Source organism: Rhizobium esperanzae (assembly GCF_014197615.1).
Lineage (GTDB): Bacteria > Pseudomonadota > Alphaproteobacteria > Rhizobiales > Rhizobiaceae > Rhizobium > Rhizobium esperanzae_A.
Window position 1 is genome coordinate 240,813 of record NZ_JACIFY010000003.1, and the last position, 14,091, is coordinate 254,903.

Annotated in this window: 11 protein-coding genes and 2 pseudogenes; 7 read left to right on the top strand and 6 right to left on the bottom strand. The window is 60.5% G+C overall.

What is annotated here, in order from left to right; translation table 11 throughout:
* Positions 1 to 4 precede the first annotated feature (4 nt).
* Positions 5 to 964, top strand: a complete 960-nt coding sequence (locus GGD57_RS05915) for a lysylphosphatidylglycerol synthase domain-containing protein (RefSeq protein WP_184467789.1) — start codon at positions 5 to 7, stop codon at positions 962 to 964.
* On the opposite strand, the gene GGD57_RS05920 is transcribed toward GGD57_RS05915, so the two are convergent.
* Positions 911 to 2,422 carry a phospholipase D-like domain-containing protein gene (locus tag GGD57_RS05920; protein WP_184467791.1) on the bottom strand — a complete coding sequence of 504 codons (1,512 nt, stop codon included), beginning with the start codon at positions 2,420 to 2,422 and terminating at the stop codon, positions 911 to 913. The two genes, GGD57_RS05915 and GGD57_RS05920, sit on opposite strands and share 54 nt — an antisense overlap.
* A gap of 110 nt (positions 2,423 to 2,532) precedes the next feature.
* Here GGD57_RS05920 and GGD57_RS05925 point away from each other — a divergent pair, with 110 nt between their 5' ends.
* Complete coding sequence (locus GGD57_RS05925) at positions 2,533 to 3,777, top strand: DUF763 domain-containing protein (protein ID WP_184467793.1); 1,245 nt, start codon at positions 2,533 to 2,535, stop codon at positions 3,775 to 3,777.
* A gap of 70 nt (positions 3,778 to 3,847) precedes the next feature.
* Here the strand turns inward: GGD57_RS05925 and GGD57_RS05930 are convergent, their stop codons facing one another.
* The 3 genes from GGD57_RS05930 to GGD57_RS05940 all read right to left on the bottom strand — a co-directional run bounded on the left by GGD57_RS05930 (position 3,848) and on the right by GGD57_RS05940 (position 6,958).
* Positions 3,848 to 4,840 (bottom strand): Lnb N-terminal periplasmic domain-containing protein, encoded by a 993-nt coding sequence (locus GGD57_RS05930; protein ID WP_184467795.1) that lies wholly within the window; start codon positions 4,838 to 4,840, stop codon positions 3,848 to 3,850.
* A 336-nt stretch (positions 4,841 to 5,176) separates the two neighbouring features.
* Positions 5,177 to 6,094 carry a DMT family transporter gene (locus GGD57_RS05935; protein WP_184467797.1) on the bottom strand — a complete coding sequence of 306 codons (918 nt, stop codon included), beginning with the start codon at positions 6,092 to 6,094 and terminating at the stop codon, positions 5,177 to 5,179.
* Between the two features lie 213 nt (positions 6,095 to 6,307).
* Positions 6,308 to 6,958: a GntR family transcriptional regulator gene (locus GGD57_RS05940; RefSeq protein ID WP_085740383.1), complete on the bottom strand. Its 651-nt coding sequence runs from the start codon at positions 6,956 to 6,958 to the stop codon at positions 6,308 to 6,310.
* 163 nt (positions 6,959 to 7,121) lie between these two features.
* Here GGD57_RS05940 and GGD57_RS05945 point away from each other — a divergent pair, with 163 nt between their 5' ends.
* The 4 genes and pseudogenes from GGD57_RS05945 to GGD57_RS05960 form a co-directional block, all read left to right on the top strand.
* Entirely contained in the window at positions 7,122 to 8,543 is a 1,422-nt protein-coding gene (locus GGD57_RS05945; protein ID WP_184467799.1) for a malonyl-CoA decarboxylase, read from the top strand.
* The gene (locus GGD57_RS05950; protein ID WP_184467801.1) at positions 8,540 to 10,054 is read left to right on the top strand and encodes an AMP-binding protein; all 1,515 of its coding nucleotides are present in this window, start codon (positions 8,540 to 8,542) and stop codon (positions 10,052 to 10,054) included. Before GGD57_RS05945 ends, GGD57_RS05950 begins: the two co-directional genes overlap by 4 nt.
* 94 nt (positions 10,055 to 10,148) lie before the next feature.
* A complete protein-coding gene (locus tag GGD57_RS05955) occupies positions 10,149 to 11,495 on the top strand; it encodes an SLC13 family permease (protein ID WP_184467803.1) in 1,347 nt (448 codons plus the stop codon).
* A pseudogene (locus GGD57_RS05960) lies at positions 11,489 to 11,671 on the top strand (GMC oxidoreductase); the annotation flags it as partial. The gene GGD57_RS05955 and the pseudogene GGD57_RS05960, both read left to right, overlap by 7 nt.
* 162 nt (positions 11,672 to 11,833) lie before the next feature.
* On the opposite strand, the gene GGD57_RS05965 reads toward GGD57_RS05960, so the two are convergent.
* Entirely contained in the window at positions 11,834 to 12,037 is a 204-nt protein-coding gene (locus tag GGD57_RS05965; protein ID WP_184467805.1) for a cold-shock protein, read from the bottom strand.
* A 101-nt stretch (positions 12,038 to 12,138) separates the two neighbouring features.
* Positions 12,139 to 12,651 carry a hypothetical protein gene (locus tag GGD57_RS05970; RefSeq protein ID WP_184468026.1) on the bottom strand — a complete coding sequence of 171 codons (513 nt, stop codon included), beginning with the start codon at positions 12,649 to 12,651 and terminating at the stop codon, positions 12,139 to 12,141.
* Positions 12,652 to 12,987: 336 nt separating this feature from the next.
* Between GGD57_RS05970 and GGD57_RS05975 the strand changes: the two are divergent.
* Positions 12,988 to 14,075 (top strand): annotated as a pseudogene (locus tag GGD57_RS05975) (hypothetical protein).
* Positions 14,076 to 14,091 lie beyond the last annotated feature (16 nt).

A 14,091-nucleotide genomic window follows, 5' to 3' on the forward strand; every position in this document is an offset into this window, starting at 1 on the left:
ATCGATGAGCTTGAAAAGCATAATCTGGAATGGACTGCTCGTAGCCGCCCTTTGCCTTGCGATCTTTCTTCTCTACCGCATATTTCAACAATACAGCCTGGAGCAGATCGTCAAGTCGGTTGGGAGTATCCCCTTTTCGAATTTCTGCATGGCGCTTCTCTTTGCTGCGGCATCCTATCTCTGCCTGAGCTGCTTCGATCTCCTGGCGATCCGTTCACTTGGCAAGTCCCTGCCTTATCCGAAGATCGCGCTGGCCTCGTTCATCAGCCTTTCGCTCGGCCACAATATCGGCTTTGCCGGGCTGAGCAGCGGCGCCTTCCGCTATCGATATTATTCTCGCTGGGGCCTGACGACGGAGGACGTGGCGAAGATCATCCTGTTTTGCGGTGTCACGGTGGGGCTGGGGCTCATCACCCTCGGCAGCCTTGCCCTGATCGTCAATCCTGATGATGCAGCGCGTCTGCTGCGCCTCGACGCGGTAAGTGCTCGCCTCTTCGGCGCGGTGGCGCTGATCGTCCCGGTCACCTATGCCAGCCTGGCGTTTTTTATCCGCGGCAAGCTGCGCCTGTGGCGCTGGTCGTTTCAGCTGCCGCGATTTTCGATCGCACTCGGGCAGATCGGGATCGGGACGATCAATTTCCTGTTCGTTTCCGCCTGCCTGCACCAGATGCTCTCGGTCTTCGGCGATGTTGCCTTCTTCCGGTCGGTGACGGCCTACGTTCTTGCCAATTCGGCGATCCTTGCAACCCATGTGCCGGGCGGACTCGGTGTGCTCGAGGCGACGGTCTCCTATGCCGTGCCGCAAGAGGCTTCGATCGGCGCGCTGATTGCGTTCCGTTGCACCTATTTCTTCATTCCGCTGGCGCTCGGCACAACGCTTCTTCTCATCACCGAGGTGGTGTTCCGGCGGTCACGCGGGCCGGGCCAGCAGGCGGACGAGGGAGCCGAGGCCCAGTCGGTGTAGGGGCAGGAAGGGGCGAGCCGGGTCGAAGATCCCGGTGCCTCTTATCGGTGAAACACTGCCGGATAGTTCGACCGTGAATTCCCTTAAGCGGCGCGATCCGTCATTCAACGCATCGATCGTCGCGATCATCGAGCCGCTTTCCCTGAAGGCCGCCGCAAAGGCTTCGCTGGCCGTTCCGAGATATTCGGCCAGCAGGCGGTTGCGCAGATCTGCGATAGCACGGCGATGCTCGTCGCATGCCGCCTCGAACAGCATGTCGCATTCGCAATCCAGTCCTTCCGAGCGGTTGTTGAGATTGGAGGAGCCGATCCGGACCAACGCGTCATCGGCAAGTATCAGTTTGGAATGGATCAGCACCTCCACCCCGCTATCCTTTCCCGGCATGGGCACGGGGCCGGGCACGACGGGATAATAGACCCGCAGGCGATCTGCACGATCAGCCCTTTTGAGGCGTCGGATGAGGCGGTCGCGGTTGCTGCCCATGACGAGTTTTTCGATCAGCCCGTGAGAGCTGCGCGTGCAGATGACGACCACTTCCGGCCCATCATCTTCCCGCAGCCGCGCGGCAATGGCGTCGGCGACACGAAAGGAGGCTAGATATTGCGCCTCGATGTAAAGCTGGCGCCGCGCCCGGGAGATGATGTCCAATGTCGAGGCGATGCCGTCGCCGATGCCGGTTCGGAAGGTGGTCGACGGCTCCGTCAGCACCAAGCCGACCGGAATTTCTCGCAGTGAAACGGCGAGATCGTCCGGCCATGCGAAGGGGGAGCCCTCGGCGAGCGGCAGGTGCTTTTCGCCGGTGGCTTTTTCCCAGCGTTGCCTGGCGATATCGCCGATCAGCCTGGCCGCGTCGCCCGTGACCATCGCCTGAACGTCATGCAGCGGATCGTAGGAAACGCCCTCGGGGTCGCACCGCAGCTTTTCCCTGGCGCGGTGGCGCCTCGTATCCCATCGTCGCGACGTCAGATCCATGCCGCCGATGAAGGACAGTGCATCGTCGATGCAGACGAGCTTTTGATGATGGCAGCCGCGTAGCGCTCCCGGAAGATCGAAGCGCAGATCGATCCTGGCGTTCTTCGGGAAATTCTTCTTCCGAAGCACCTGCAGGGATTTGTTCGAATAGATCGGTCCGAGCGCCCAGATGAGGATACGTATTTCGAGCTCGGGATTGGCCGCCGTCGCCGCATGCAGCAGATCAGCCAATGTTTCGCCGGATTTTTCCGGTTCCAAAAGAATGTCGGGATTGAAATCCCAGCCGACGATCCAGACGGTGCGTCGCGCCTGCCGCAATGCTCGCGCGACTTCGGCGAAATATCTGTCGCCGTTGATCAGAAAGGCGGCTTTTTCTGCGCGTCCTTGGAGCCGCAATGCCGTATTCCCCTCTTTTTGGCTTCCAGGATGTTGCGCTTTTGTTCGGGTCAGGTACGCTTGTTCGGATGTGGTTTCGAATGCGCTCATGTTTGCCTCGGCCGTTTGACTGAAAGCAAACGCCCGAAATTTCACACGGTTCCCGATGGCAGGAGGCTGCTGCGCATAGGCGTTCGGGCATAGAGGATACAGGAAACGAAATGTCACAACGAGCAGGCAGCGCCGATCTTCCGCTTCACGGGGGACGTGTGCCGCATTGGCTCGGCGACCGGATGACGCGGCTCGGCACGCTGATCACCGAGGCGATCATCCATCACTATGGCCGCGATGAATTCCTGCGCAGGCTCGCGCATCCCTTCTGGTTTCAGTCCTTCGGCGCCGTGATGGGCATGGACTGGCATTCCTCCGGCATTACGACAAGCGTTCTCGGCGCGCTGAAGCGCGGGCTGAAGCCGCGTGCCGGCGAACTCGGCCTGCATGTCTGCGGCGGCCGCGGCGCGCAATCGCGCAAGACCCCGCAGGAACTCGTCTCGATCGGCGAGCGCGTCGGCCTCGACGGGGAGGGGCTGGCGACGACGAGCCGTCTCATCGCCAAGGTCGACAGCGCTGCCCTTCAGGACGGTTTCGACCTTTATCTCCACGGCTTCATCGTCGCCGACGACGGCCATTGGGTGGTCGTGCAGCAGGGCATGAACGGCGACAGGCGGCAGGCACGGCGTTATCACTGGTTGTCGGAGGGACTGGAGAGTTTCGTCGACTCGCCGCATGCGGCGATCGAGGGACGCAGCCAGGGCGAGATCGTCAATCTCGCCGACAGGCGCGCCGAGCGCTCGCGACGCGGCCAGCTCGACCTGCTGGCAACGCTCGGTCCCGACAGGATCGTCCGCGAGGCCGCCGCACTGCTGCGCACCGAAGAGCCGGAGCCCGAACCCGCCGCACAGCCGATGCTGCCGCACTTGATCATGCCCGCCCATCACGACGTGCGCGAGAGCGATGTGCACATGCGCCGGCTGCATGGAAATCTGGCCGCCGCCGCCGATCGCGGGCCTGCGGACTTCCAGGAGTTGCTGCTCGTTCCCGGCGTCGGCGCCCGCACGGTGAGGGCGCTGGCGATGGTGGCGGAAGTCGTGCACGGCGCGCCCTGCCGTTTTTCCGATCCGGCACGCTTCTCGATCGCCCATGGCGGCAAGGACCGCCATCCTTTCCCGGTGCCGCTCAAGGTTTATGACGAGACGATCGGCGTGATGAAATCGGCGGTGCAGAAAGGCAGGCTCGGCCGGGAGGAAGAGCTGCAGGCGTTGAGGCGCCTGGATGAACAATCCCGGCAGATGGAACGCTATGTCACCGGCCCCGACCTCAAGGAAATCATCGCCGGCGAATTCCGCCACTCCGCCGATTTCGGCGGCCGCAGCGTCTTCGGCTGGGAGCCGCCCGGGGAGGATTAAGCCGTGACGGCGAAAGTGTCGGCGATTTTCGGGCGCCGTCGATTACAACTTTCGTGGGCCGATGCGCCGTTCAATCGAGCGGTGAAGGCACACCCTTACGGATCGCTTTCGAAAAATCCTCGGAGGCGCCGGCGCCTTTTGCCCTTGCGGCGATATGCGCCGCCGTTTTCAGTTCCGCAAACGGCAGCTTCATGTCGAGCGCATTCCGGTCATAGGCGAATTCCGGAAGATAACCGTTCACGATCAGCCGCCAATCGGACGGAAATGTAGCGCCGACGGCCCGCATCATTTTGGCAGCAGTCGTAGTGCAGTTGGTGGTGAGCGAGTTGTAGAAGCGCGGGTGTTCGGCAAGCGTGTTGGCATCGCTCACATATTGCAGGAGAAGCCGTGCGGCATTGTCCGGCGGAACGCGCATGCGAAAGAGCTGGACGTCCTCGCTGCGTATGTCGGATCGGACACGAATGACGTCGCTTTCGGCGGCCGCGATGATGACGAGGGGATTGCTTTTGAAGAGGTCGCCGATCGGAGAGAATTTACCCCCGACCGTTCTCCGCACCTCGATCGACCATGCCAGGTATCGATCGTCGTCGAACCCGAAACTCATGATCATGTGCGCCATCTCAGGCCCTGCCCAATAGGACATGAACAAATCGAGGCTCCTGAGCTTGCTCAGGTCGTAGGTGCGCGACTCCCATTTCTCCACAAAACCGCCATCCGGTTTCCACGCGAAATTTCTGACATTGGTCAGCGTGAGGATGTTGCCGTCGACCGTGCCTGTCACCTGCCTCGCGACGTCTCCCGCCCAGTCGGCCGTCACTGGGGGCTTGATCGAGTTCCACCACACGGCGATGCCTGCAAAGCATAGGAGGAAAGGAAGGATAACAAGGAGGCGCGGCTTCCAGGTGATGGAAATTACGGCGGCAACGCCGACCAGCGCGAGGACTCCTGCCGCGACCTCTCGGATCGGCAGGGAAACCGGCAGGCGGTAGAATAGCGCGAGAGAGGCCCATATGGTCGCCAGCAGAAACGCTAAACCGAAGACCGCCTTTGCGGCTCGAAACATTATCCGAACGGGGAGGGGCGCTTGCCGTTGCCCGCGGCCCGCTGATCTTGACGCACTTTGGCTGTTGTTGAAACTCATGACGCCTTCCTATCCTTGTTGAAGGTCAATCGATGATTTCGATGCTCGGGATGGTCCGGCTCCCGTGGCGGGCGGGACGGCGAACAATCTGTCGTGAACTGACGGCGCTTGTCCAGTCTGCATCGGACAAAACAAAAAAGTCTTACGAGCGGACGGCAGTCCAATATATCCGGGCGCGGTTTGTCCGTGCTCGTCGGAGCGCCGCCAGCAGGAGATGATCGGCAAGCGGCATTCCTGAATGCCGATCCGGTTCGTCTCTCAATGCCCGTCCGGCGGGACGGCTTCCGCCGGCACCGTCTCCTTCAGGTTCTTCCGGTGGAAGATGAACAGGCCGGCAAAGACGATGATTGCGGCGCCGACGACGATCTGCGTGTCGGGAATATCGTTGAAGAAGACATAGCCGAGCACGATCGCCCAGAGCAGCAGCGTATATTGCAGCGGCGCGAGCAGCGATGCCGGGGCAAGCTTCAGCGAGCGCGTGATGAGCAGATGCGCGCAGGTGGCGACGATCCCGAGCAGCAGCATGCCGGACCAATCGATCAGCGTCGCCGACTGCCAGTGGCCGATGCTGAGCACGATGCCGGTGGCAAGGGCGGCGATGGTCTGCCATGTCACCAGCGTCGTGTCGCTGGTCGAGCGCAGATAACGGCTCATGACAAGCGACAGCGCGAAGGCCAGGCTGCCCGCAAGGCCGAAGAGTGACGGAAGCGACAGCATCGCGGTCGACGGACGCAGCGCTATGACGACTCCTGTGAAACCGACCAGAACGGCGAGCCACCGGCGCCAGCCGATCTTTTCCCCGAGAAAGAAATGCGAGAGCGCCGCAATGTAGATCGGGCCGGCCATGTAGAAGGTCATGACGTCTGCGAGCGGCAGATAGGCGACGGCAGCGTAGAACAGGGCGACATCGCAGGTCGCCATGAAAACACGTATGAATTGGAGGCCCTTCTGCTCGACGCGGAACAGGGCCATCGGTCCTTGGCGTGCGATCATCGGTCCGAGCACGATGAAGGCGCCAACCGAGCGGATCACCAGCACCTGGCCGACGGCGAAGCTTGCAACCAGCCACTTGCCCATCGCATCGTTCAGCGCAAAGAGCAGATCGCCGAGCAACATCAGCAGGACACCCGTCATGATCAGGTTTCCGGCATTGGCTGTCGCCGCCTTGGTCTTCATCTTTCGAATCCTCGCGAAAATGGCCGCGCATGCACGGCCGAGTGCGGCTTCGGCCTTAACACTGCCAATGTCAATGGTGTGATATGCGCTATTGGGAATTGCGCACGCCCTTCGGCAGTGGGCTCAGTAAATCATCAATGAGGTTGCTGCACCCCGCGGCGGTGCGTCAAATACTGGCGCATTTGTGGTGGGGATGAACCGATGTAACAAAGCCTATCTGGTTGCCATGCTTGCGACCAGATCGCTGAACCTCTCACCTTGAATTCCGACATGCGTCCGCAGCAGACGACGGGCTTCATCTCCATCGCCGGCAAAGATCGCATCGACGATGGCGCAATGTTCCAAGAAGGATGTCGACAGGCGGTTTCGCACGCGCAATTGGAGGCGGCGGTAGGGGCGCAGGCGTCGATGCAATTGCACACATTGCTCCTCGAGGAAATCGCTTCGGCCTGCTGCATAGATCGCCTTATGGAATTCCTCGTTGTCGTAATAATAGGCATCGCTGTCACCAGCGCCGGCTGATTGTTCGCAGCGGCTATGGGTGGCCGTAATCGCTTCCCGGGAGACCTTGTCCAGCCGTCGTGCGGCGAGAGATCCGGCCAGGCCCTCCAGCTCAGCCATAACCTCGAACATCTCATAGACGCGGTGCGGTCCCGGATCGATGACGACAGCACCTCGGCGCGGTCGAATTTCGATGAGGCCGATCGCATCGAGTTGCATCAGCGCCTCGCGCACCGGTGTACGGGACACCCCGAACCGCGTCGCGAGCACTGTTTCATCAAGCCGCTCACCGGGGGAGAACTCGTTGGAAAGAATTGAGTTTTCAATTTCATCCCGCAGCCACCTGCCTACATTTTCGGACATTCGCTTCACTTCCTTCATACGAAAACGCCATTCTTGTATGCAAGATTATTGACCTCGTGTACGAAAGATGGCAACTTACATACTACCGGCGAATTCAGCCGATGGGAAGCAGTCGTTAAACAGTGCACCTGCGCGGCCCACGTCAGCAGAAAGGGGAAATGGCATGTCCGAGGCTTCCTTCTTCACCGACATGCTGCAGAGCATCACGGACCGCGGACGTCAGCTTCTGTTTTCCGGCTCACGCGCCACACAGGCCGCAGCCAAGGTCGATCTCCTGACACTCTGTGAAATGGTGCTGTCGAGCCGGGGTGAAGCGTCCGGCATGGCCCTTGCGGCCGAAATACTCGATCGCTGGGAAGCGCTCGACAGCGAGGGTGCGCAGGCATTCCTCCAGATGCTGCATGAAAAATTCGGCCCCGACACGGCGAGGCTCGACCAGGCGATTGAAAATTACCGCGCCGACAAAAGCTCTGCCGCCATCATTGCGCTCCACCAGGCGGCTGAGCCACGGCGACAGGAACTCCTGCGCCGATTGAACCATGCGCCGAACGGCACCGCCAAGCTCGTCCGGATGCGCCAGCAGTTGCTTGCTTCAAAAAACCAATCTGCAGGTTATCACGCCCTTGATGCCGATTTCACCCATCTGTTCGGCTCCTGGTTCAATCGGGGCTTCCTGACGCTCAGGCCGATCGACTGGACGACGCCGGCTTACATCCTTGAAAAGATCATCAAATACGAGGCGGTGCACGAAATCGCCGGCTGGGAGGAGTTGCGCCGTCGTTTGGCGCCGGCTGACCGCCGATGCTTTGCCTTTTTTCACCCTCGCCTGGCCGACGAGCCGCTCGTGTTCGTTGAGGTGGCACTCACACGGTCGGTGCCGAGAGCGATTGGAGACGTCCTCGACGAGGGCAGGGAGCAGATCAATGCCGATGAGGCGACGACGGCCGTCTTCTATTCGATTTCCAACTGCCAGGATGGCTTGCGCGGAATTTCGTTCGGCAACTTCCTGATCAAGCAGGTCGTGGAAGACTTGCGCAGGGACTTGCCCGGGCTGAAGAATTTCGTGACGCTGTCGCCCGTGCCGGGTTTTGCCCGTTGGCTTGCCAAGGCGCGCGCTTCGGCCGGCGACCGGTTGCTGCCGGCAGCGGCCCGCAAAACGCTGATGTTGCTGGACGATCCGAACTGGCCCGCCAACGAGAAGACGGCGGCCGAAGTGGAGCGCGTGCTGCTGCCGCTGGCGGCGGGCTACTTCCTGATTGAGCGGACGCCGGAAGGGCGCCCCGTCGATCCCGTCGCCCGCTTCCATCTCGGCAACGGCGCTCGGCTTGAAAGGCTGAATTTTCTTGGCGACCGCTCGACCAAGGCGATGCAGCAGGCACACGGCCTGATGGTCAATTACCTCTACAAGCTCGATGATATCGTGGCCAATCACGAGGCTCTGGCGCAGCGCGGCGAAGTGATTGCCTCGCCGGATGTCAAAAAACTGGTCAACCAAGACGAAAGCCGTAACGGCGGTAATGGCCAAGAGGGCTCCCGGCCATTCGCACAGATCATGAACTCAACGCTTGGAGGAGGGCGAAAGTGAGCAACCATCTTTTCGACGCCATGCGGGCCGCAGCACCCGGCGACGCACCGTTCATCCGGATCGATAGCACGCAGACATGGACCTACAACGACGTATTCGCCCTTTCCGGCCGTATTGCCAGCGCGATGGACGCGCTCGGCATTCGCCCGGGCGACCGGGTGGCGGTGCAAGTCGAGAAGAGTGCCGAGGCATTGATCCTCTATCTCGCCTGCCTTCGCAGCGGCGCGGTCTACCTGCCGCTCAACACGGCCTATACGCTGGCTGAGCTCGATTACTTTATCGGCGATGCGGAGCCGCGTCTGCTGGTGGTCGCGCCGGCTGCCCGGGAGGGGGTGGAGAAGATCGCGAAGTCGCACGGCGCGATCGTCGAAACGCTCGACGCTGATGGCAGCGGCTCGTTGTTCGATCTCGCACACGATGAGCCGGCCGACTTTGTCGATGCCTCGCGCTCCGCCGATGACCTGGCTGCGATCCTCTATACCTCGGGAACGACGGGACGCTCCAAGGGAGCGATGCTCACCCATGGGAACCTGCTCTCGAACGCCCTGACCTTGCGAGACTCCTGGCGCGTCACATCAGGCGATCGATTGATCCATGCCCTGCCGATCTTTCACACGCATGGGCTGTTCGTCGCCACGAATGTTACATTGCTCGCCGGCGCGTCGATGTTCCTGCTGTCGAAGTTCGACCCGGACGTGGTGGTTTCGTTGATGCCGCAGGCAACGATGCTGATGGGCGTGCCGACCTTCTATGTGCGTCTCCTGCAAAGCCCCGGCCTCGACAGAGAAAGCGTCGCCAACATCCGCCTCTTCATATCCGGCTCGGCTCCACTGCTCGCCGAGACCCATGCCGAGTTTCAGGCGCGCACCGGTCACGCGATTCTGGAGCGCTACGGCATGACGGAAACCAATATGAACACCTCGAACCCTTACGAGGGAAAACGGATTGCCGGAACGGTCGGCTTTCCACTGCCTGACGTGACGGTGCGCGTCACCGATCCCGCCACCGGAATGGTGCTGCCGCCCGACGAAACGGGCATGATCGAGATCAAGGGACCGAATGTCTTCAAGGGCTATTGGCGCATGCCGGAAAAGACGGCGGCGGAATTCACGGCGGACGGTTTCTTCATCAGCGGCGATCTCGGCAAGATCGACCGGGACGGCTATGTCCACATCGTCGGCCGTGGCAAGGACCTGGTGATTTCGGGCGGGTACAACATCTATCCGAAAGAGGTCGAAGGTGAGATCGACCAGATCGAGGGTGTGGTCGAGAGCGCCGTCATCGGCGTGCCGCATCCCGACTTCGGAGAAGGCGTTACCGCCGTCGTCGTGTGCAAACCCGGCGCCGTCCTGGATGAAAAGACCATCGTCAGCGCTCTCCAGGACCGTCTCGCCCGCTACAAACAACCCAAGCGCATCATCTTTGCCGAGGACCTGCCGCGCAACACGATGGGCAAGGTGCAGAAAAATATCCTGCGGCAGCAATACGCCGATCTTTACACAAGGACGTAAGGCCACCGCGCCCTCTGGGAGAGGGGCGTCGGCATCCCGCGTCGATCTGGAACACAACAGCTACGGCGCTGGAAGCGCCGGAGGGAGGGGAATCATGGGTATTGAATTACTGGCCATAGGCCTGCTGGTCGCCATGTTCATCATTGCGACGATCCAGCCGATCAATATGGGTGCGCTCGCCTTTGCCGGCGCCTTCGTGCTCGGCTCGATGATTCTCGGGATGAAAACCAACGACATTTTTGCCGGCTTTCCGAGCGACCTGTTCCTGACGCTGGTGGCGGTCACCTACCTCTTTGCCATAGCCCAGATCAACGGCACGATCGACTGGCTCGTCGAATGTGCCGTCCGCCTGGTGCGCGGCCGGATCGCCTTGATTCCCTGGGTGATGTTTCTCGTCGCCGCTGTGATCACCGGTTTCGGTGCGCTGGGCCCGGCTGCGGTCGCCATCCTCGCGCCCGTCGCGTTGAGCTTTGCCGTGCAGTACCGCATCCACCCTGTCATGATGGGCCTGATGGTGATCCACGGCGCGCAGGCGGGTGGCTTTTCGCCGATCAGCATCTATGGCGGCATCACCAACCAGATCGTTGCGAAGGCCGGACTGCCTTTCGCCCCGACATCGCTGTTTCTCTCCAGCTTCTTCTTCAACCTGGCGATAGCAGTGCTGGTTTTTTTCATTTTCGGCGGCGCGAAAGTGGTAAGGCAAGAAGCCACGTCACTCGGCCCCTTGCCGGAACTGCATCCCGAGGGCGTATCGGCGTCGATCAGAGGTCATGGCGGCACACCTGCAAAACCGATCAGAGAGCATGCCTATGGTACGGCGGCGGATACCGCGACGACCTTGCGCCTCAACAATGAGAGAATCACCACCTTGATCGGCTTGACGGCGCTTGGCATCGGCGCCCTGGTTTTCAAGTTCAACGTTGGCCTCGTCGCAATGACGGTGGCGGTCGTCCTCGCGCTGCTGTCGCCGAAGGCTCAGAAGACAGCGATCGACAAGGTCAGCTGGTCGACCGTGCTGTTGATCGCCGGCATCATCACCTATGTCGGCGTCATGGAAAAAGCCGGTACGGTCGACTATGTGGCGAACGGCATATCGAGTCTGGGCATGCCGCTTCTGGTGGCGCTTCTGCTTTGTTTTACCGGCGCAATCGTTTCGGCTTTTGCATCGTCGACCGCGCTGCTCGGCGCGATTATCCCTCTCGCCGTTCCATTCCTCCTGCAAGGACACATCAGCGCCGTCGGCGTGGTCGCAGCGATCGCAATTTCGACCACGATTGTCGATACCAGCCCGTTTTCCACCAATGGCGCCCTTGTCGTCGCCAATGCGCCGGATGACAGGCGGGAGCAGGTGCTGCGACAATTGCTGGTCTACAGCGCCTTGATCGCCATCATCGGCCCGATCGTTGCCTGGCTGGTGTTCGTCGTGCCGGGCCTGGTCTGATGGCGGTTGTCGATTCGCAATTGCGGGTGCGTGGGCTGGCGAAGCTTGAGAATAATCGATGCCTCGATCATGCCGACGATCGTCTCGAGTGCCACCAACCCGCCGGTGATCATGATTGCCGAAAGGCGGCCGAGAGCGTTCTATCGGGGCGTAAATGGCGCCTCGCATTTGGCTGAAGTGATTGCGTGAAAAATTCTTGCCGTCCTGGGTAACCTAAAACGGCAGATATAAGCTCGATCACCGTCGTGACGGCTTATGGCAACCAGACATTCGCGCCTGTGGATCGTGACGACGAGCCCAACCCGCGCAACGCGGGCTGGGCGATCTTCGATTTTCGATCAGAGGGTCGAGACGTTCTCGGCCTTCGACTTTCCGGTCTTGCGATCCTGTCCGATATCGAAGCTGACCTTGTCGCCTTCGCGGAGCGAACCGCCGCGCTGCAACGCAGACACGTGCACGAACACGTCTTGACCGCCGTCCTCGGGGGTGATGAAGCCGAAGCCCTTGTCGTCATTGAAGAATTTAACCGTACCTGTCGGCATGAGATAACTATTCCTTGTATCATTCGTCGATTTGCAAAGCGAAACTATACCGCCGCCGCTCTTCTATCAACCTGCATAGCGGTGACGCAAGCGGAGAGGCTTCAGCTTCGTCGAAGGTCGATCCGGCTCGTGACAACGGACCGGCCTGTCGCCGGGTCGGTATCGATGGTGGTGAGACGCATGCCCGACGCTCCGATCTTTTTGATCGTCATCTCGGCACTTCGATCGCCGTTTACCTCTTTCGCCCATCTTATCGCGAGGTTTATGGCATCACCGTTGCGCTTGCCGCCTAGACCCGCAGTGCCGCTTCCCGCCCCAACATAGGAGCCGGTATAGCGATCGCCGTTCGCCTTGAGGTTGGCGCTGATGACGCGGGAAAAAATCATGAGGCTGGTGCAACGTCCGATGAGCGCAAGGGAAGCTGCGTTCGTGTCCGACTTGAAGCGGCAAGTGACCCTGATAGTCGGTGCATTTGTCCGCACTTTCACCGTCCCGTCACCGCTCCAACTTCCCGCAAGTGTTTTCAAGAAGGCGGATTCGTCGGCATAAGCGGCACCTGCCGTGACTATCGACGCGGTCGCCATAGCGATGGAGCATGCAAGGACCTTGATCATGCCAGTCACTCTCAGGGGAACATCAGCATCACAGCGCAGCCAATCAAGGCTGATGACGGCTGTCATATAATCGTTCGGCGGCGATTTGGTTCCGCATGGAAGCGTTCGGACTTACAACCAGCACGGCACACTCGCTTATCGACAGGATTCAGCGCGCCAATGCTGCTTGCGCGTACCGATAGGGATTGCCGATCGCCCGCCTCAGGTTGTAGATCGGTATCGCACAAGAGGATTGTGCAGTCTGGTCGCAATGACGTCAACTCCGCTCGTCGATCATTGGCCGCTATTTGAAGCTTTGCCGGCGCGCTGCGCTGTCACTCGAGGGGGGGCGCGCCATTGACTTCGCTTGTTCTTCCAAGCCGCCCGCTTTCACTGGCGCGCGACGTCATTTCCACGCCGAACGCTTACTTCTGGTCAACGCCTGTAATCCTGGCATTGGCTATCTTTCTATTCGTCGGGGAAGCTCCGGGGGTGATCCGTGATTTCCAGATCAGCCAGAACCCCATGGTGCTCGAAGATGGGGACGTGCAAAACGGGCGGTGCACGACACGCAAGGCAGTCTTTACCGACTGCGAGGCACGCCTTGTCTACAGTTACGGTGGGCGAAACTACGACACCGAGGTCGAGGTGATGTTCGTCGATTCCATAGCGGCGACTATGAAACCGGTCTTGTGATTTCGGCCGATCATCCGGAACTCGCGACGATTAGCCTGGGTCTGGATATGCTCTGGAACAGGATCATCACGCTTACTCTGTTCGTGCTCGTGCTTGGCGGCACGAGCCTCGGAACGATTTTTCTCGCTATCCGCATCTGGCGGGTCAAGGGCCAATTGCGCCGGCCTGCCAGGCTGATCCCCGTCCCGGTCGAGATCGGCGCATTCGACCGCAAACGCGGCGTTCTTTCCATCACCTACAATGACAAGATTGCCGCCGACAAAACGGGGCGATCGGCTTACACGCGCATGAAGAGTGGGCAGGAGCCGCTGATCGTCGGTGAAGCCAACGGCAAGGCGATCGGGCTGGCCGTCAGGCACGGCAACACAGCCCTGCCGGTGCTTCTGGACGATCGTCTGCAGCGCGTTGAGCTGACCGATGCCGAGCGCACCGCGGCTCTTGCGCCATATCGGCGAGATGGCGATCAGAGTGGGCCCGTATTGATCGAAGAACCGATAAGGACGGTATCGGTCTGGAAGCGGCTGCAGCTTTTCTTCGGTATGTTGCTTCTGATCGTTGTCGGTGTGGTCGGTTTCTGGCTTTGGTACGTCACGAGTTCTTCGACGCAATTCCAATCGCCTGGCATGGACATCAACAATCTCATGCCGGCGCCGCTGAACGAGTGGGGATGCGAGCAGTTGAAGAAGCGGTTTGGTCAGGATCGCGCACCGTTTGGTTGCGTCGCTGCCGATTATACCAGCTGGAAATAGACGTAGGGGCGTGCCG

Excerpts from the sequence above, each read along its gene's own strand:
- GGD57_RS05915 (WP_184467789.1), top strand. The coding sequence starts at position 5 with ATGAGCTTGAAAAGCATAATCTGGAATGGACTGCTCGTAGCCGCCCTT.
- GGD57_RS05920 (WP_184467791.1), bottom strand. The coding sequence starts at position 2,422 with ATGAGCGCATTCGAAACCACATCCGAACAAGCGTACCTGACCCGAACA.
- GGD57_RS05925 (WP_184467793.1), top strand. The coding sequence starts at position 2,533 with ATGTCACAACGAGCAGGCAGCGCCGATCTTCCGCTTCACGGGGGACGT.
- GGD57_RS05930 (WP_184467795.1), bottom strand. The coding sequence starts at position 4,840 with ATGTTTCGAGCCGCAAAGGCGGTCTTCGGTTTAGCGTTTCTGCTGGCG.
- GGD57_RS05935 (WP_184467797.1), bottom strand. The coding sequence starts at position 6,094 with ATGAAGACCAAGGCGGCGACAGCCAATGCCGGAAACCTGATCATGACG.
- GGD57_RS05940 (WP_085740383.1), bottom strand. The coding sequence starts at position 6,958 with ATGTCCGAAAATGTAGGCAGGTGGCTGCGGGATGAAATTGAAAACTCA.
- GGD57_RS05945 (WP_184467799.1), top strand. The coding sequence starts at position 7,122 with ATGTCCGAGGCTTCCTTCTTCACCGACATGCTGCAGAGCATCACGGAC.
- GGD57_RS05955 (WP_184467803.1), top strand. The coding sequence starts at position 10,149 with ATGGGTATTGAATTACTGGCCATAGGCCTGCTGGTCGCCATGTTCATC.
- GGD57_RS05965 (WP_184467805.1), bottom strand. The coding sequence starts at position 12,037 with ATGCCGACAGGTACGGTTAAATTCTTCAATGACGACAAGGGCTTCGGC.
- GGD57_RS05970 (WP_184468026.1), bottom strand. The coding sequence starts at position 12,651 with ATGATCAAGGTCCTTGCATGCTCCATCGCTATGGCGACCGCGTCGATA.